At 70.4% G+C, this 18,129-nt stretch carries 13 protein-coding genes; 7 read left to right on the forward strand and 6 right to left on the reverse strand.

The window, feature by feature from the left end; translation table 11 throughout:
• Window positions 1–51: 51 nt before the first annotated feature.
• A complete protein-coding gene (infB, locus tag GSQ87_RS15470) occupies window positions 52–3,378 on the forward strand; it encodes a translation initiation factor IF-2 (protein ID WP_158916246.1) in 3,327 nt (1,108 codons plus the stop codon).
• 141 nt (window positions 3,379–3,519) lie between these two features.
• Here infB and GSQ87_RS15475 read toward each other — a convergent pair whose 3' ends face one another.
• Both GSQ87_RS15475 and GSQ87_RS15480 read right to left on the reverse strand, forming a co-directional pair.
• The gene (locus tag GSQ87_RS15475) at window positions 3,520–5,181 is read right to left on the reverse strand and encodes a M28 family metallopeptidase (RefSeq protein ID WP_216839347.1); all 1,662 of its coding nucleotides are present in this window, start codon (window positions 5,179–5,181) and stop codon (window positions 3,520–3,522) included.
• 99 nt (window positions 5,182–5,280) lie between these two features.
• Window positions 5,281–6,273, reverse strand: coding sequence for a YafY family protein (locus tag GSQ87_RS15480; RefSeq protein WP_158916248.1), 993 nt, complete (start codon window positions 6,271–6,273; stop codon window positions 5,281–5,283).
• An 88-nt stretch (window positions 6,274–6,361) separates the two neighbouring features.
• Here GSQ87_RS15480 and GSQ87_RS15485 point away from each other — a divergent pair, with 88 nt between their 5' ends.
• The 6 genes from GSQ87_RS15485 (at window position 6,362) to GSQ87_RS15510 (ending at window position 15,087) form a co-directional block, all read left to right on the forward strand.
• Window positions 6,362–6,760 carry a hypothetical protein gene (locus GSQ87_RS15485; protein WP_158916249.1) on the forward strand — a complete coding sequence of 133 codons (399 nt, stop codon included), beginning with the start codon at window positions 6,362–6,364 and terminating at the stop codon, window positions 6,758–6,760.
• A gap of 172 nt (window positions 6,761–6,932) precedes the next feature.
• On the forward strand, window positions 6,933–8,426 hold the full coding sequence (locus GSQ87_RS15490) for a TolC family protein (RefSeq protein WP_158916250.1): 1,494 nt from the start codon (window positions 6,933–6,935) through the stop codon (window positions 8,424–8,426).
• Between the two features lie 182 nt (window positions 8,427–8,608).
• A complete protein-coding gene (locus tag GSQ87_RS15495; RefSeq protein ID WP_254063013.1) occupies window positions 8,609–9,655 on the forward strand; it encodes an efflux RND transporter periplasmic adaptor subunit in 1,047 nt (348 codons plus the stop codon).
• Window positions 9,656–9,698: 43 nt separating this feature from the next.
• Window positions 9,699–12,803 (forward strand): efflux RND transporter permease subunit, encoded by a 3,105-nt coding sequence (locus tag GSQ87_RS15500; protein ID WP_158916251.1) that lies wholly within the window; start codon window positions 9,699–9,701, stop codon window positions 12,801–12,803.
• A 53-nt stretch (window positions 12,804–12,856) separates the two neighbouring features.
• Window positions 12,857–13,828 (forward strand): alpha/beta fold hydrolase, encoded by a 972-nt coding sequence (locus GSQ87_RS15505; RefSeq protein ID WP_158916252.1) that lies wholly within the window; start codon window positions 12,857–12,859, stop codon window positions 13,826–13,828.
• Complete coding sequence (locus GSQ87_RS15510; protein WP_254063015.1) at window positions 13,825–15,087, forward strand: 3-phosphoshikimate 1-carboxyvinyltransferase; 1,263 nt, start codon at window positions 13,825–13,827, stop codon at window positions 15,085–15,087. Before GSQ87_RS15505 ends, GSQ87_RS15510 begins: the two co-directional genes overlap by 4 nt.
• A 129-nt stretch (window positions 15,088–15,216) precedes the next feature.
• Here the strand turns inward: GSQ87_RS15510 and lptB are convergent, their stop codons facing one another.
• The 4 genes from lptB to GSQ87_RS15530 are packed head-to-tail and all read right to left on the reverse strand — an operon-like array spanning window position 15,217 to window position 18,073.
• On the reverse strand, window positions 15,217–15,978 hold the full coding sequence (gene lptB / locus GSQ87_RS15515) for an LPS export ABC transporter ATP-binding protein (RefSeq protein WP_158916254.1): 762 nt from the start codon (window positions 15,976–15,978) through the stop codon (window positions 15,217–15,219).
• Entirely contained in the window at window positions 15,978–16,682 is a 705-nt protein-coding gene (locus tag GSQ87_RS15520) for an LptA/OstA family protein (RefSeq protein ID WP_158916255.1), read from the reverse strand. Before GSQ87_RS15520 ends, lptB begins: the two co-directional genes overlap by 1 nt.
• A 16-nt stretch (window positions 16,683–16,698) precedes the next feature.
• Complete coding sequence (lptC, locus tag GSQ87_RS15525; protein ID WP_158916256.1) at window positions 16,699–17,466, reverse strand: LPS export ABC transporter periplasmic protein LptC; 768 nt, start codon at window positions 17,464–17,466, stop codon at window positions 16,699–16,701.
• On the reverse strand, window positions 17,459–18,073 hold the full coding sequence (locus GSQ87_RS15530; RefSeq protein ID WP_158916257.1) for a ribonuclease D: 615 nt from the start codon (window positions 18,071–18,073) through the stop codon (window positions 17,459–17,461). The genes lptC and GSQ87_RS15530 overlap by 8 nt, the downstream gene beginning before the upstream one ends.
• Between the last annotated feature and the right edge of the window lie 56 nt (window positions 18,074–18,129).

Here is an 18,129-nt window from a genome sequence, read left to right on the forward strand (position 1 = left end):
TGGACCATGTGCAGCCGGGCCTTTTTACCCGGAAGTGAGTAAAGCGAGCGGATGAGCGACGGCGATAACGAGAACGGTCGGGGTGGTGGTGATAACGGTGGTCAGGGCGGGGCGCCCGGCGGCCGTGGACCTTTGACGCTCAAGCCGCGTGGCGGCGGGAGCGGAGCCGTACCCGCCGGCACTGTGCGGCAGAGCTTCAGCCATGGCCGCTCCAAGACGGTGGTGGTCGAGACCAAGCGTCGCCGGCCTGGAGCCGACCTGGCTCCGGTCCAGGCGCCGCGTCCGGCCGCGCCGGCCGCCCAGGCCCCGCGTCCGGCGGCCGCTTCGGGCTCCGCCTCTTCCGGCGGCGCGAATCTGAACCTGTCCCAGAGCGAACTGGCCGCCCGCCAGCGCGCCCTGGACGCCGCACGCCAGACCGAAGAGCGTCGCTCGGATGAAGCCGCAGCGCGTCATCGCGAGACCGAAACCAGCACGGTCGAGCCTGCTCCGCGCGAAGCGACGCCTCCCGCGGCGCCCGCAGCCCAGAGCCCTCCCCCAGTCGCGGCGTCTACAGCGCCCCCGGCGACCGCGCCGACGTCCGTAGCCGCGCCCGTATCGGCCCCCGCGCCGACTGCGACAGCTCCGGCCGCGCCGCCGGTCGTGGCGACCCCGCCAGCGTCCGCGCCCGTCGCGTCTGCGCCCATCGCAGCCGCTCCCGTTTCGCCGCTTGCGCCCGCAGCTCCCGAAGCGCCCGCGAAACCCAAGGCCTGGGAAGGCCTGGGCCAGACGCGCCGCATCGAAACCCCGGGCGAACGTCCTCCCCGTGAAGCCGCAACCCCACGCCCCCAAGCGGGTGGGTTCGACCGGCCTCGCGATGCGCCGGCCCGCTCCGAGGGCGGCTATGGCGATCGTGCGCCCCGGCCCCAGGGCGGCGGCGCCAGCTATGGCGATCGTCCGCGTCCCGCAGGCGGCGGTGGCTTCGGCGATCGTCCTCGCCCCGCGGCCGGCGGCGCCGGCTATGGTGATCGCGCCCGTCCCGCTGGCGGCGGCGCTGGCGCCGGCGCCTATGGCGACCGGCCCCGGCCCCCGCGTGAAGGCGGCGCTGGCGGCGCTGGTGCAGGCGGCGGCTACGGCGATCGTGGCGCCCGGCCTCCGGCCGGCGGCGGCGCATACGGCGATCGTCCCCCGCGTCCGGCCCGCGAAGGCGGCGCGCCCGCTGGCGGCGGCACTGTACGATATGGCGTCAACGACCGGCCCGCCGGCCCACGGCCCGGCGGTCCGCCGCGCTCCGGCCCCGGCGGCGCCCGCACCAGCACCGCGCCCTCCGCGCCCGAAATCTCTAAGACCACGCGCTCCGCGCCTCCGCACGCCGGCCAACGCCGGCCCGCGGGCGCCGGCGGCGGCTTCGACGAGGAAGATCGTGGCGGCGGCGCCAACCGTCGTGGCGGCGCGCCCGGCAAGGCGCTCTCGCGCGCCAAGGGGGCTCCCCAACGTCGCGAAGGTCGCCTGACCATCCAGGCCGTGGCCGGCGACGGCGACACCGCCGAGCGCATGCGCTCGCTGGCCTCGGTTCGCCGGGCCCGTGAACGCGAGCGGGAAAAGCGCACCAAGGGCGCCGGCGGTCCCGAGACGGGCCTGCGGGCTCGCGAGGTGATCATCCCCGACACCATCACCCTGTCGGAACTGGCCCAGCGCATGGCCATCCGCGCCGGCGACGTGATCAAGTACCTGATGCGTCAGGGCACCATGCTCACGCTCAACGACGTGCTGGACGCCGACACCGCCGAGCTGATCGCCGCCGAGTTCGGCCATACGGTCAAGCGCGTGTCGGACAGCGACGTGGAAACCGGCTTCCTGGCCGACGAGGACCACGCCGACGATACGGCGCCGCGTCCGCCCGTGGTCACCATCATGGGCCACGTCGACCACGGCAAGACCAGCCTGCTCGACGCCCTGCGCTCGGCCGACGTGGCCGGGAGCGAACATGGCGGCATCACCCAGCATATCGGCGCCTATCAGGTGCGGCTGGAGACCGGCGACCGGGTCACCTTCCTGGACACCCCGGGCCACGCCGCCTTCTCGGCCATGCGGGCGCGCGGCGCCAACGTGACCGACATCGTGGTGCTGGTGGTGGCGGCCGACGACGGCGTGATGCCTCAGACCATCGAGGCCATCAACCACGCCAAGGCGGCCGGCGCCCCGATCATCGTGGCGGTCAACAAGATCGACAAGCCGGAGGCCAACTCCCAGCGCGTGATCAACGAACTGCTCCAGCACGAGATCGTGGTCGAAAGCCTGGGCGGCGAAACCCAGGTGATCGAGGTCTCCGCCACCAAGAAGATGGGCCTGGACCACCTGGTCGAAGCCATCCTGGTGCAGGCCGAGATGATGGACCTGCGCGCCAAGCCCGACCGTTCGGCCGAAGGCGTGGTGATCGAAGCCAAGCTCGACAAGGGCCGCGGCCCCGTGGCCTCGGTGCTGGTCCAGCGCGGCACGCTCAAGCGCGGCGAAATCATCGTCGCCGGCCATGCCTGGGGTCGCGTTCGCGCCCTGGTCAACGAGCGTGGCGAACAGGTGGCCGAAGCCGGCCCGTCCGAGCCGGTGGAAATCCTGGGCCTCGACCAGGCGCCAAGCCCGGGCGAACCTTTCGCCATCGTCGAGAACGAGGCTCGCGCCCGTGAGCTGACCGAATATCGCGCGCGTCAGCGTCGCGAGAAGCAGATGGGGGCGGGCGTCGGCTCGACCTCGCTGGCCGAGATGATGGCCAAGCTGCAGAACAAGCAGGTCAAGGAACTGGCCCTGGTGGTCAAGGGCGACGTGCAGGGCTCCACCGAGGCGATCATCGGCTCGCTGGAGAAGCTCGGCAACGAGGAGGTCCGTGCGCGGATCATCCACTCCGGCGTCGGCGCGATCACCGAGTCCGACGTGCAGCTGGCCAAGGGTTCGGGCGCGCCGATCATCGGCTTCAACGTCCGCGCCTCCAAGCAGGCGCGCGACCTGGCCGAGCGTGAGGGCGTGGAGATCCGCTACTACGCGATCATCTACGACCTGATCGACGACATCAAAGGCGTGCTCTCGGGCATGCTGGCGCCGATGCAACGCGAAACCTGGCTCGGCAACGCCACGGTGCTGGAGGTGTTCAACATCACCAAGGTCGGCAACGTCGCCGGCTGTCGCGTCACCGAGGGCGTGGTCCGCCGCGGCTCCAAGATCCGGGTCATCCGCGCCGACGTGGTGGTCCAGGAAATGGGCACGCTGCAGACGCTGCGCCGGTTCAAGGAAGACGTGGCGGAGGTCACCTCCGGTTACGAGTGCGGCATGAACTACTCCAACCAGGACATCAAACCTGGTGACGTGATCGAGTGCTTCAACGTCGAGACGGTGGCCCGGACGCTCTAGCGCCCGGTACGCTGCAGAACATCAAGGGCGCGGACCTCACGGTTCGCGCCCTTTTTGTTTGCCTGACTGGCTAGAGCTTCAGGCATCCCCAATCCGTCAGTCCCCGCGAGCACGAAAATAGGGAGAGCCTCGACGGCCTGACTACTTCCGCTCGGCCGCCGTCTGGTCGCGCAGCGCCTTGAACTCGGAACCGGCGTTCCAGGTCGGCCACCGGCGCGAGTTCGCCAGCATCGAGCCGGTGTCGTAGAGCAGTTCCACGTCCTGGGCCGCGCCGCGCAGGTCCCATGCCGCGCTCCAGGCGTCGCAGGGCTGGTGGTAGCATTTGGCGGTGTAGTCGTTGACCCACTTGTCCCCGGCCGCGCGACCGCCAGCCACCAGGTCGGGACCGCCGCCGATCGCCATCAGCAGCACCGTCGGCACCCCGCGCTTGGCCACCGAGAAGTGGTCGGCGCGATAGAACAGGCCCTTTTCGGGGTGGGAATCGGGCGTCACCTTGCGTCCCTGGCCGGCGGCGACGCGGGCCAGATCGCCCTCCAGGCTGTCCTGGCCTGCCCCGATCAGCACCACGTCGTGCGACGGCCCGGCGGTCTCCAGGATGTCCATGGTCAGGTTGCCTGCCGTCTTGGCCAGGGGATAGATCGGCCGCGTCGCATAGGTCTCCGAGCCCAGCAGGCCGCGCTCTTCGGCGGTCCAGGCGGCGAACACCAGGGTGCGCTGCGGCTTGGGCGCATGGGTGAAGGCGCGCGCGATCTCCAGCACGCCCGCGATCCCCAGCCCGTCGTCGTTGGCCCCGCGACGGATACGGTCGCCGGTCGCGTCCGGCTTGCCGATCCCGAAGGCGTCCCAGTGGGCGGCGAACATCACCGTCTCGTCCGGGTGGGCGGTCCCGACCAGCTTGGCCAGCACGTTGTGGCTTTGCACATGGGTTGCGGTCACCGGCACGTCGGCGTCGAAGCGCAGGCCGCCCAGCGCCACCGGATGGAAGTCCGCGCGCCGCGCCTTCACCCGCAGGGCGGCGAGATCGAGCCCCGTGCGACGGAACAGGTCCTGGGCCGCGTCGCCCCGGAGCCAGCCCTGCAGCAACACGGGCTGCACAGCGCCGGCCGGACGGACGATGTCGTAAGCCTCCCCGCCCGGGGCCACCACGGTGCTCCAGCCGTAGCCCGCACCCGGCGCATCGTGGACGATCAGGGCGCCGACAGCCCCGCGCCGCGCCGCCTCTTCATACTTGTAGGTCCAGCGGCCGTAATAGGTCATGGCCTTGCCGCCGAATTTGCCGGCCACGGGTTCGCCTGGCTGGGCCTCGAAGTCGGGGTCGTTGACCAGGAAGACGGCGATCTTGCCGTGCAGGTCCACGCCCTTGAAGTCGTCCCAGCCGCGCTCGGGGGCGTGGACGCCGTAGCCGACGAACACCAGGGGAGCGTCCTTGATCCGCACACGGTCGACGGGACGCACGGTGGCGATGGAAATCTCCTCGCCCTGACGCAGGGCCACGGCGCCCTTGGCGTCGTGGAAGCTGAGCGTGGACGGCGCGCCGACCTGGGTGCGCACCAGCGGCACCGCCTGGGTCCAGCCGCCGTTCTCGCCGCCGGGCTGCAGGCCCATCGCCTTGAAGCGCTTGATCAAGTAGTCGACCGTCCTGGCCTCGCCGGGCGTGCCGGGCGCACGGCCTCCGAACGCGTCGGACGCCAGCACCTTGACCGTGGCCGACATCTGACCCGGATCGATCGGCCCCGAAGCCGCAAGCGCCGCAGACCCGAACGCGACCGTCGCCGCCAAGCCCAACCCGACCGAACGTCTCATCAGCATCTCCCGCGCACCGGCGCCGAGGCTCGATACAAGCAGGCCCGACGGCCGCCTGCGACCCTTTTGTGAAGCAGTTCGCCGCTTACGCCCCGAAACCTATTCCGCGGCCGTTTCGGCGTGCATGGCCAACGCCTGACGGAGCTGGTCCACCAGCAACCGGCGCAACCGTTCCGGGGCCAACACCTCGACGTCGGCGCCCCAGGTGAACAGGTGCCAGGCCAGTTCGCGCATGCCGCTGGCGCGGAAAGCCACCGTAACCGACCCGTCCGGCTGAGGCTCGACCACCTGGCCGACGTGGAAGCGCCAGCGCTTCACGGAGTCCGAGGCCCGCGCCGAAATGCGCAGCATCACATCCTCGGTGTCGTCCTGGTAGATGCCGAAACTCTGGTCGGCATAGGCCTGCAGCGAGAACTCGACGGGGCGGAGCGCAGGCCGGGCCAGCACCTCGACGTCCTCGATCCGGTCCAGCCGCCAGTTGCGCGGCCGGGCGCCCTCCCCCTCCGCCGCCACCAGATAGTTGCTGCGCCCGAACAGCAGGCCGTAGGGGATCACCTCCCGCGCGCGTCCGGGCGAAGACCCGCCGGCATAGCGGAAACCGAGCGCGCGGCCGGCCGTCAGCGCCTCGCGGATAGCGCCGAGCACGGCTTCGTCCTCGAACGGACGCGGGCCGGCCTGGACGGCGATGGCTTCGGCCTGGAGCAGGGCTTCCAGGTCCGGGGCCATGCGGCGGCGCACCGGCGCGCGCAGGGCCGACAGCACCTTGGCCTCCAGCCCACGCAGGGCCGCTGCGCGCACGGCGGAGCCCTGGGTCTCCAACTCCTGGGCAGCCGAGCCCAGCGCCGCCAGCTCATGGGTGCTGGGCGCCTGCATGAAGCCGTCCAGGCCGGCGGGGATGCGGAAGCGCTTGGTCGGCGGATCGGGCACCGCCTCCATCTGTGGGAACATATCCATCAGCCGGTCGCGCATGCGCTCGGCGGTGCGGCGGTCGACCCCGGCCAACTGGGCCATCTCGTCGAGCGTCATCCCCTCGGCCGAGCCGGCGAGGGCCCGAGCCAACTCCAGCAGGGCCATGGCTTTTTCGAGCCGCATCGCAATGACGTCCACATTTGTCGTAGCAGCCCATCAGAAGGTCTCCTGCGGGCCAAGGCAAGCCCCGCCCGATTGAGGAGCCCCACCCATGGCCGCTGCGATCCACCCCTTCCGCAACACCCATCCCGCCCTCAGCCTGTGGGCTCAGCCCGAACCCGTCGCCCCGCCCTCGGCCGAGGTGGTCGCCGCGGTGCTGACCTTGGGCGGCGTGCGCGTGGATTGCGAAGACGGCTACACCTCGATCCGCTTCTCGCCCGAGCGGGTGGACACCAGCGAGATCGCCCTGTTGCTGGGTCGGGATCGGGAGCGGGCGCTGGATGTCACGGTGATCTGGGACGAAGCCGAAGCGGAGATCGTGCGGGTGCTGGACGTGGCTCCGCTGCGCGCCGGCCATGCCGCCGCCCGCCAGCGCAAAGCCTATTCGCGGGCTCGCCAACGGGACATGACGCGGACCGAAGCCCACCCGCCGCAAGCGGTCGCGGCCTAGGTCGAGCTGCACTCAACCTTGCTCGCCCCACAGGTGCGACGCTTTCGCGCGCCCTGCCAAGGTGGAGAAGAGTTCATGAAAACCGGCGAGGGCGCTCTGTTACAGTCGTAATATGTTCGTCGCGACACATATCGCCAGCGCACAGGCGACCACCCCAAGCCAGGGGCCTGGTTTGCGGCGCGCCGCCCTCTGGGCCTTGAGCACGCTGCTGCTCGCCGGGTGCTCGACCGCGCGGCTGTCCAAGCCCGACGTCCACACGCCCACCGCCTACGAAGCCGCCGGCGCCTCCAACCCCGCCCTGCCGGCCGAAGCGCTGGACCGCTGGTGGCGGCTGTTCGACGACGCCCAGCTCACCCAATTGATCGAGCAGGCCCTGGTCTCGGCCCCGGATGCGCGCACCGCCCTCCAGCGCATCGGCGAGGCCCGCGCCACCCGCACCCAGACGCTGGCCGCCTACCTGCCCCAGGGCAATGTCCAGGGCCTGGCCCAGGAACAGCATACCGACGAGACCATCAGCGGGCTCAGCGGCGGCGACGTCGGCATCGGCGGCGGGGCGCTCAGCGGCGCCGGCTCCGCCACCGGCGGCCTGGGCAGCAGCCTGGTCGAGCCGTCCGGCGACCTGCAGACCTACGGCGCCCAGTTCAACATCACCTACGAGATCGACATCTTCCGGCGCCAGCGCGCGGCCCGGCGCGCGGCGGATGCGGACGTGGCGGCGGCGCGCTTCGACTTCGAGGCGGCCCGCGCCATGCTGGCCAAGAATGTCGCGGTCGACCTGTTCCAGGCCCGAGGCGCGGCCATCCAGCTGGAAGAAGCGCGCGACACCCTGCGGATCGCCCAGGACCTGGCGCGCACCGGCGACATCTCCGCCGCCCATGGCTTGACCTCGGGATCGGACGCGGCCCGGCTGCAGACCGACGTCGGGGTCGATGCGGCCGAGGTCGCCCGGCTGGAAGCCCAGTCCCTGGCGGCGCGGCGCGCCCTGCTGGCCCTGATCGGGCGCGGGACCGACCCGCTCGACAGCCTGCAGATCCAGCCGACGGCCGCCAGCCCGCCCATACCGCCGACCTCCGCACCGGGCGATCTGCTACGCCGCCGGCCCGACGTGCGCGAGGCCGAGGCCCACATCCGCTCCGCCGCCAACACGCTCGCGCTCGACAAGCTGGCCCTGTTCCCGACCTTCCAGATCCTGCCGGGGGTTCAGGTCGACAAGACCGCCGGCAGCTTCGCCTCGATGAGCAGCATCTGGAGCATCGGGCTCGGCGCCTCCGCCCCGGTGCTGGACCGGCCGCGCCTGCTGGCGGTGATCCGGGGCCAGAAGGCCAAGGGCGAGGAACAGGTGATCGCCTACGAGCAGGCGGTGCAGAACGCCTATCGCGACGCGGAAACCGGCCTCTACACCCTGGCCGCCGACCGGCGCCGGGTGGATCGGCTAGAGGAGGCGGTCGGCAAGGCGCGATACGCCTTCGACGCCAAGAAGAGGGGCTACGACCTGGGCCTGACCGACCTGACCACGCTGCTGAACGCGGAAGGTGTCTGGCGCACCACCCGCACCACCTACACGGGCGCGCAGACCCAGGCCCTGGTGGATGCGGCGACCCTGTTCCAGGCGCTCGGCGGGGGGTGGACCCCGCCGGAGCAGGTCCAGACGGCGGCGGCGCGATGAGGGGAAAATGGATGCCGAAACTCAAGATTCCCTCCCCCTCGATGGGGGAGGGGCAAAGGTGGGGGTGTATCCCTTGCACTAACCGGACTGACGCTCGAGGCGCCGCCTCTCGTGTCCCATCCCCGCACGTCCTGCACTCACCCCCATCCCTGCCCTTCCCCCTTCGAGGGGGAAGGGTTCTCTTGGCCTGCCTCGCTCTCGCCGCCTGCCACAAACCCACAACCACCACCAAGCCGCCGGCGCGCCAACCCGTGGCCGTGACCGTCGCATCCGTCCGCACCCAGGCGCTGCAGGGCGGCCTGACCGCCTCGGGCCTGATGATCCCCAAGCTGGAGGCCGCCGTCTCCACCGAGCTGAACGGCTACCGCGTGGCCAAGGTGTTCGTCGATCAGAACGCCTCGGTGAAGGCCGGCCAGTCCCTGGCCCAGCTGGACGACACCCTGCTGCGCGCCCAGATCGCCCAGCAGAAGGCCGTGGTCGACCAGCAGAAGGTCGCCGCCGAACGCCAGGACGCCGAGGCCCAGCGCGTCGCCGGCCTCGACAACCAGGGGGTGCTGTCCCAAGAGCAGATCATCGAGCGTAGGTTGGCCGCGCGCAGCGGCCACGCCACCGTCGCCGCCGCCCAGGCCCAGCTCAACGACCTGGAGACCCGCGAAAGCCTGATGATGGTGCGCGCGCCGGTCAGCGGACTGGTGCTGGAACGTACCGTGCGCCCGGGCGATATCGCAGCCCCCGCCACCGCCATGTTCCGCATCGCCGCCGACGACGTGGTCGAACTCAACGCCGAGGTCCCGGAATCGGGCCTGGCCGGCATCCAGCCCGGCGACGCGGCCGAGGTCGAACTGCCCGGCGGGACCAAGATCACCGGCCATGTCCGCCTGATCAGCCCCGAGGTGGACCAGCAGACCAAGCTCGGCCACATCCGCATCACCCTGCCGGTACGCCCCGACCTGCGGCCCGGCGGCTATGGCCGCGCCACCTTCTCCCAGAGCCGCCGCCCCGCCTCCGTCGTGCCCGACAGCGCGGTGCGCTACGACGCCGACGGCGCCTCGGTGCTGGCCCTGCAGTCCGACAACACGGTCAAGCGCATGCTGGTGAAGACCGGCGCCCGCGCCAACGGCATGGTCGAGCTGGTCGACGGGCCGCCGCCGGGAACTCGCGTCCTGCTCGGCGGCGGGGCCTTCGTGCTCGACGGCGACGTGGTCAAGCCGATCGAGGCGTCGCAGTGACAGAGAGCGCGACGACCTGGATCGCGGCGATGGGGGTCGGCCAATGAAGCTGCGCATCTCCGCCTGGAGCATCCGCAACCCGATCCCGGTGGCGATCCTGTTCATCGCCCTGACCCTGGCCGGACTGCTGTCCTACGCCTCGCTGCCGATCAAGCAGTACCCCAACATCTCGTTCCCCCTGGTGGTGGTCAGCGTCACCCAGAGCGGCGCGGCGCCCAGCGAGATGCAGAACCAGATCACCCGGCCGGTCGAGGACGCCATCGCCGGGGTCGCCAACATCAAGCACCTGTCGTCCACCGTCACCCTCGGTTCGTCCGTCACCCAGATCGAGTTCGAGCTGGGCACCGACATGCAGAAGGCCACCGACGACGTGCGCACCGCCGTCGACCGAACCCGCGTACAGCTGCCGCCCGGCATCGACCCGCCCACCGTCCAGCGCATCGACATCGATTCCGCCCCGATCCTGACCTATGCGGTCAGCTCCGCCACCCGCTCGCCAGTCGATCTGTCCTGGTTCGTCGACGACACCATCTCGCGCACCGTTCAGGCTGAGAAGGGCGTGGCGCAGGTGACGCGCGCCGGCGGCATCGACCGCGAGATCAACGTCACCCTCGACCCGGCCCGCATGGCCGCCTTCGGCGTCACCGCGCCCCAGGTGAACCAGGCGATGTACCAGTTCAACGTCGACGAGACGGGCGGTCGCGCCAATATCGGCGGGCAGGAGCAGAACGTGCGCGTGCTGGGCCAGGCCCAGACCGTGGACGCCCTCCGCAAAGTAACGATCCCCGCCGCCGGCCGTTACGTGCGCCTGGCCGACGTGGCCGAGATCGGCGACGGCCAGTCCGAACAGCGCGGCTTCGCCCGGCTGGACGGCCGGCCCGCCGTGGCCTTCCAGGTCAACAAGACCCGCGACGCCAGCGACGTCTCCACCGAGAAGCGGGTGCAGGCGGTCATCGCCAAGCTGGCCAAGGCCCATCCGGACGTGACCTTCACCCAGGTCATCTCCACCGTCGACTCCACCCGCAAGAGCTACGAGGCCACCATCCACGTGCTGGTCGAGGGCATGATCCTGGCCGCTCTGGTGGTCTGGCTGTTCCTCAAGAGCTGGCGCGCCACCGCGATCGCGGCCACCGCCATGCCGCTGTCGCTGATCCCGACCTTCTCGGCCATCCAGGTGTTCGGCTTCAGCCTGAATGTCATCACCCTGCTCAGCCTGACCCTGGTGATCGGCATCCTGGTCGACGACGCCATCGTCGAGATCGAGAACATCGAGAAGCGCATTTCGCGGGGCGAAAGTCCCTACCGCGCCTCGCTGCTGGGCGCGGACTCCATCGGGCTGGCGGTGGTGGCGACCACGGCGACCATCGTGGTGGTGTTCATGCCGGTGTCGTTCATGCCAGGGATCGCGGGCCAGTTCTTCAAGGAGTTCGGGCTCACCGTCGCCATCTCGGTGATCTTCTCGCTGATCGTAGCGCGCCTGCTGACGCCCCTGCTCGCCGCCTATTTCCTCAAGCCCAGCGCCCATCCCAAGCCGAGCAAGCCGCTGGAGGGCCCCTATCGCAAGGCGCTCGACTGGGCCATGGCGCACCGCTTCATCTCGATGGGGATCGGGGGGCTGATCTTCGTGGCCTCGATCATGCTGCTGGCCAGCCGCCCGGTCGGCTTCCAGCCGCGCGGCGACGCCGGCTATTTCTACCTGAACGTCGAAGGTCCGCCGGGCGCCACCCGCCAGGCGATGGATACCGCGCTGAGCCAGGCCACGCGCATGCTGCTGACCCAGCCCGACGTGGAGCGCGTATTCGCCCAGGACGGCTCCAGCGCCACCGACAACAGCTCCGACCTGCGCGACGGCACCATCACCGTGGTGCTGAAGCCGAACCGCATCCACAAGACCGAAGAGGTCAAAACGCTCATCCGACCCTTCCTGCGCCAGATCCCCGACGTGCGGATCAGCACGCTCGGCGGGTTCGGGGCGGCGGACGTGGAGATCGTGCTGTCCAGCCAGAACGGCCCGGCGCTGGAACGCGTGCAGCTCGAACTCCAGCGGGAGATGCGCGGCCTGTCGGTGCTGACCGACGTGCGCCCCGCGCCGCCGCCGTCCGGCCCCGAACTGGTGGTGCGGCCCAAGCCCAGCGAGGCGGCCCGGCTCGGCGTCACTTCCGACGCGCTCGCCAGCGTGCTGCGGATCGCCACCATCGGCGACATCGACGCCAACGTGGCCAAGTTCTCCGAGGGCGAACGGCGTATTCCTATCCGCGTGCGCCTGCCCGAGAGCGACCGCACCGACCTGTCTGTGCTGGCCAACCTCCAGGTGCCGACCCTGGCCGGCAAGTCCACGCCCCTGTCCTCGGTGGCCGACCTGTCGTTCCAGGCCGGGCCGGGCAAGATCGTGCGCTACGCCCGCGAACGGCGCGCCTCGGTCCAGGCCGACCTGCGCGGCGGCGCCAGCCTCGGCACCGCACTGAACGCGATCAAGAAGCTGCCGGTGATGCAGCACCTGCCGGCCGACGTCCGCCAACCCCCGGTCGGCGACGCCGAGGCGCTGCAGGACGTGATCACCGGCTTCACCGGGGCGATCCTGTCGGGAATCCTGCTGATCTACGCGGTGCTGGTGCTGCTGTTCCGCAGCTTCTTCAAGCCGCTGATCATCCTGGCCACCCTGCCCCTGACCCTGGCCGGCGTCTCGGTGGCGCTGACCGTCGCGGGGATGGAGATCGACATGCCGGTGTTCATCGGCCTGCTGATGCTGTTCGGGATCGCGGCCAAGAACTCCATCCTGCTGGTGGAGTTCGCCATCGAGGACGAACGCGCCGGCCAGGACCGCTGGCAGGCCCTGCACAACGCCTGCCGCGAGCGGGCGCGCCCCATCGTCATGACCACCGTGGCCATGATCGCCGGCATGCTGCCGACCGCCCTGGCGCTGGGCCAGGGGTCGGAATTCCGCCAGCCGATGGCGATCGCGGTGATCGGCGGACTGGTCAGCTCGACCATCCTCTCCCTGGTGCTGGTGCCGGTGATCTATCTGCTGGTGGACAGCTTCGAGGCCTGGCTGACGCCCAAGTTCAGCGGCCTGATCACCCACAAGCGGCCAGGCGACGACGCCCCGATCCGCGAGGACGAAGAGACCCTGGTCACCGAAGGGGCGTGAGCCCGCGCAAGCGGCGGGTTCCCAACCGCCGCCGGCGCGGATACTGACGCACGATGATCGACCCTGCCCTGCAGCTCGACCAGCAGCTCCGTGCGCCCCTGGCGGCGCTCGAGGGCGCTCGGCCGCCCGCGCCACCCTGGTTCGAAGACGCCATCGCTCTCGCACCCGAGCGGAGCATCGTGACGGTGGACGGTGCGGACATAGAGCTGCTGACCTGGGGCGAGCGTGGCCAGCCCGGACTGATGTTCGTCCACGGCGGGCGGGCGCACGCGGACTGGTTCAGCTTCATCGCCCCCTTCTTCGCCAAGGAACGGCGGGTGGCGGCGATCTCGCTGTCGGGGATGGGCCGTTCGGACTGGCGCGAGCGCTACTCCATGGGCCAGTTCGCCCGCGAGATCAGCCAGGGGATGCGCGCCGCCGGCCTGTTCGAGGCGCCGGTCGCGCCGCTGCTGGTGGCACATTCCTTCGGTAGCCGGCCGTTGTTCTTCACCGCCGCCTCCGCCGAGGTCGAACTGGCCGGCGCGGTGGTGCTCGACGCCGCCATCTCCGCGCCCGACGCCCCGGATTTCCAGCTGCGCCTGGGGCGGCCGAACCGGGTCTACGCCAGCCTGGAAGAGGCGCTCGGCCACTTCCACCTGATGCCGGCCCAGCCCTGCGACAACCTCTTCATCCTCGACCACATCGCGCGCCATTCGCTGACGCCCGCCCCGACGCCCGAGGGCGGCGAAGGCTGGACCTGGCGTTTCGACCCCTACGGCTTCGACAAGATCGTCAGCGAAACGCCGGGCATGAGCGCACGGGCCGAGGCGGACGCGGCGCTGCGGGCGACGCGGTGCCGGCTGGCCTTCGTCAAGGGCGACCGCTCGACCATCGTGCGCAGCGCCAACCTCGCCTACACCCGCTCGATCGCGCCGGAAGGCACGCCGTTCCTGACCGTGGCGGACGCCGCCCACCACCTGTTCCTGGACCAGCCGTTGGCGGTGGTGGAGACGCTGAAGAGCCTGTTCGCCGGATGGGGCCGGTGAGTGCGCCATCGCGTGGCGACGCGGTGCGGGTGATCCCGCCCGGCCGGCCCTTGGGCGGACGTACGACCCTGCCGGGGTCCAAGTCGATCACCAACCGCGCCCTGCTGCTGGCGGCGCTGGCGCCCGGCGTCAGCCGCCTATCGGGCGCGCTGAAGAGCGACGACACCCGCTATATGGCCCAGGCGCTGCAGGCCATGGGCGTGACGGTGGAGGAGCCGGACGCCGAGCGCTTCACCGTGCGCAGCGACGGCCGCCTGCGCGCGGCCGCCGCACCGCTGTTCCTCGGCAACGCCGGTACGGCCACCCGCTTTCTGACCGCCGCTTGCGCGCTCGCCGACGGCGAGGTGGTGATCGATGGCGACGCGCACATGCGCCGCCGCCCCATCGCGCCGCTCCTGACCGCCCTGGCCGCGCTCGGGGTCCAGGCGGAGGCGCCCACCGGCTGCCCGCCGGTGACGATCCAGGGACGTGGCGGGCTGGAGGGCGGACGGGTCCAGATCGACGCCGGCCTGTCCAGCCAGTACGTCTCCGCCGTGCTGATGCTCGCCGGCCGCGCCGAGGGCCCGGTCGAGCTGACTCTGCGGGGCTCCGACATCGGCGCCCGCGGCTATGTGGAACTAACCCTGGCCGCCATGCGCCATTTCGGGGCCGAGGTGGACGCCCTGTCGCCCTCCGCCTGGCGGGTGTCGCCCACCGGCTACCGCGCCGTCGACCTGGAGATCGAGCCCGACGCCTCGGCCGCGACCTATTTCTGGGCGGCGGGCGCGTTGACCGGCGGCGAGGTGGACGTCGGCCTGTCGCCCGACGCCTTCAGCCAGCCCGACGCCAAGGCCCACGCCCTGATCGCCGCCTTCCCCCACATGCCCGCCGAGATCGAAGGCTCCCAGATGCAGGACGCCGTGCCGACCCTGGCGGTGTTGGCGGCGTTCAACGCCACGCCGGTGCGCTTCATCGGGGTGGCGAACCTGAGGGTGAAGGAGTGCGACCGGTTGGCGGCGCTGGCGACAGAGCTGTCCAGGGTGCGCCCGGGCTTGGCGATCGAGGACGGCGACGACCTGGTGATCGCCAGCGATCCCGCCCTTCCCTCGCCCGAGGCGCCGGTGCGGCTGGCGACCTACGCCGACCACCGCATGGCCATGAGCCTGGCCCTGCTCGGACTGAAGCTCGACAACATCGTCATCGACGACCCCGCCTGCGTGGCCAAGACCTTCCCCGGATATTGGGATGCCTTGCGGGGGTTGGGGGTGGAGTTGGCCTAACGCCTCCTGCGTCCTTCGAGACGCCCTGCGGGCTCCTCAGGATGACGAGGGTTTTTGCGATCTACCAAGCTTAGTCATGCCGAGGAGCGGCGACAGCCGCGTCTCGAAGCACGCGCGGCTTTGCTGCGATCAGTCGAACTGGTCGCCCAGATACACCCGGCGCACGTCCGGGTTGGCAAGCACCTCGTCGGGCGCGCCCTCGAACAGCACCTCGCCATCGTGGATGATCGAGGCCCGCTCGATGATGCCCAGCGTCTCGCGCACGTTGTGGTCGGTGATCAGCACCCCGATGCCCTGGTCCTTCAGATAGCCGATCACTTCGCGGATATCGGTGATGGCCAGGGGGTCGATGCCGGCGAAGGGCTCATCGAGCAACATGAAGGCGGGTTCGGACGCCAGGGCGCGGGCGATCTCGCAGCGGCGCCGCTCGCCCCCGGACAGCGAAGTGGCCGGCGACTTGCGCAGATGCGAGATGCGAAGCTCGTCCAGCAGGCGATTGACCGTCTCGGCGGCCTTGCGATCGTCGGGTTCACGCATCTCGACCACGGCGGCGACATTCTGCTCCACCGTCATGCCGCGGAAGATCGAGGTCTCCTGCGGCAGGTAGCCGACGCCCAGACGCGCGCGCTGGTACATGGGCTGGGCGGTGATGTCCTCGCCGTCCAGGTAGATCGCGCCGTAGTCCGCCGCCACCAGGCCGGTGACCATGTAGAAACAGGTGGTCTTACCCGCCCCGTTAGGCCCGAGCAGACCCGCGACCTCGCCCCGGCCAAGGCGCAGGGTCACGCTCTTGACCACCGCGCGACCACGGAAGGACTTGCCGATCCGGTCGACGAACAGACCCTCCCGCACCGGAGCTTCCACCGGCGCGAGCGCACGCAGATCGCTCATCAATGGGCCGCGGGCTTGGCGGCCGGCTGGGCCGCCGGTTGCTGCTGGGTGTAGATGATGGTGCGCACACGGCCAGTCGTGGCGTTGGCGTACAGCTGGTCGTGGCCGGTCTTGCGATCCATCACGAACTTGTCGCCGGTGCCGACGCTCTTGCCGTTCACCAGCACCACGTTGCCGGTCATGGTGATCAGCTGGGTGTCGGCGACATAGAGCATGTGGTCGGCGCGGGCGTTCTCGGTCGGGGTGATGTAGTAGACCGGGCCGGCCGCCTCGATGTGGTCGATCCCGCCGGTGTTCTCACCCAGCGTTCCCGGCGTCGCCGCCGCCTGGACGGGCTGGCCGGGCTCGGTCTTCTTGGCCTTGTAGAAGACGCGCATCTCGGGCGTGCGCAGCCGGGCGTCGTCGTGGATCGCTTCCACGTTGCCATGATAGATCACCAGCCGCTGGGGCTGGAACACCTCGGTCCCGTCGGCGGTGATGTCGACGGGGGAGTTGGATGTGCAGTTGGTGCTCAGGCCCGCGTTGCAGTTCGCCGACGAGGCGCTGGCCGGCGCGGCTGGCGCGGCCGAGGACGCCCCGCCGCCGGCAGGCGCGGGGGCGAGATGGGAGCCTTTCGGCGCGGACGCGGGGGGCGGCGGCAGGGCGAGCGCCATCGAGGCGGCTGTGAGCGCCAGGACCGCTCCCGAGAGCAGGTAAGCTTTCATGCCTTCAGGACTTCTCTCAGCGGGGCGCGGGGGTGATGACGGAGGGCTGCATCGGCGGAACCGGGATCGGCGTCAACTGGGCTTTCGGAGCGGCGGCCGGTCCGGCCGGTCCGGCCGGGCCTTTGTTGGACGTCGTGATCACCCGGTTGTGGATATGGCCGGTGAAGATCACGTGCGCGCCCTTGTCATACACCTGATAGGCGTCGGCGGAAATCGAGCCGGATGGTCCGTCCCCAAAGCAATGGACATGACCCACCACCGAGTTGTGCGGCATGTCGACGTGGGCGAACTCGCTGCGGAAGGTGTAGCCGCGCCCGTCGGTGGACACCACCTTGCCCGACAGGTCCATCAGCTTCTCCTGCTCGTGATAGACGCCGTGCAGGGCGCGAGTGGTCGAGGGCTGGGGCGTGCCGCCGAACTGCTTGAGGCCGGGATTGGTCAGGAAGATCCGGTCGGGCTCGGCCCCGTCGCGCACCGCCTCGCTGGCGGTCATGATGTAGGGCTCGCCCTTGGCGTTGCGGCCGTAGAAGGTCGGGTTGAGCAGGTGGATGGTCGCCACGTCATGGTCGGCGGCGCCGAACACCGCGATCAGGGCTCGCACCGCCACCCAGCCGACACCGAAGATCAGGATCGCGGCGATCGCCGCCGGCAGCGCCTTGCGGAAGAACTGCACCTGCCGCGAACGCTTGCGCCAGCGCGCCAGCGCGAGCGCTCGCCGTTCGAGATCGGTCAGGGCTGGCGCCATGAAAGGCGGATCGGGAACGCCCATGACTGCTTCAGCCATGGGCGAAGATATCGACCTCGTCCCACCCCGCGACATCCAGCAGGGCGCGGGTCGGCAGGAATTGGAAGCACGCCTTGGCCAGCGCCATCCGGCCCTCGCGCTCCAGCATCACGTCGAGCTTGGCCTTCAAGGCGTGCAGGTTGAGCACGTCGGAGGCGGCGTAGGCGAGCTGCTCCGGCGATAGCGTCGGCGAGCCCCAGTCGGAGCTCTGCTGCGCCTTGGAGATGTCCACGCTCAGCAGTTCCTTGGTCACGTCCTTCAGCCCATGCCGGTCGGTGTAGGTGCGCGCCAGCTTGGACGCGATCTTGGTGCAATAGACCGGAGTGGTGGTGACGCCCAGATGAATGGCGAACATGCCGATGTCGAATCGGCCGTAGTGGAAGATCTTCTCCACCGTCGGATCGACCAGCAGCCGCTTCAGGTTCGGGGCGTCGTAGCCTGGGCGGGAGAGCTGGACCACATGGGCGTCGCCGTCGCCGGCCGAGAGCTGGACCACCGTCAGCGCGTCGCGATGGAAGCGCAGGCCCATGGCCTCGGAATCCACCGCCACGGAGGAACCGAAGGAGAGGCCGTCGGGAAGATCGCCTTGGTGCAGGTAATTGGTCATGGCCGAGATCTGGGATCGAGCGTCTGGGGTTGGGCGTCTTGGTATTGGGCGTCTGG

This window comes from Caulobacter sp. S45 (genome assembly GCF_009765965.1).
Classification (GTDB): Bacteria; Pseudomonadota; Alphaproteobacteria; order Caulobacterales; family Caulobacteraceae; genus CAHJWH01.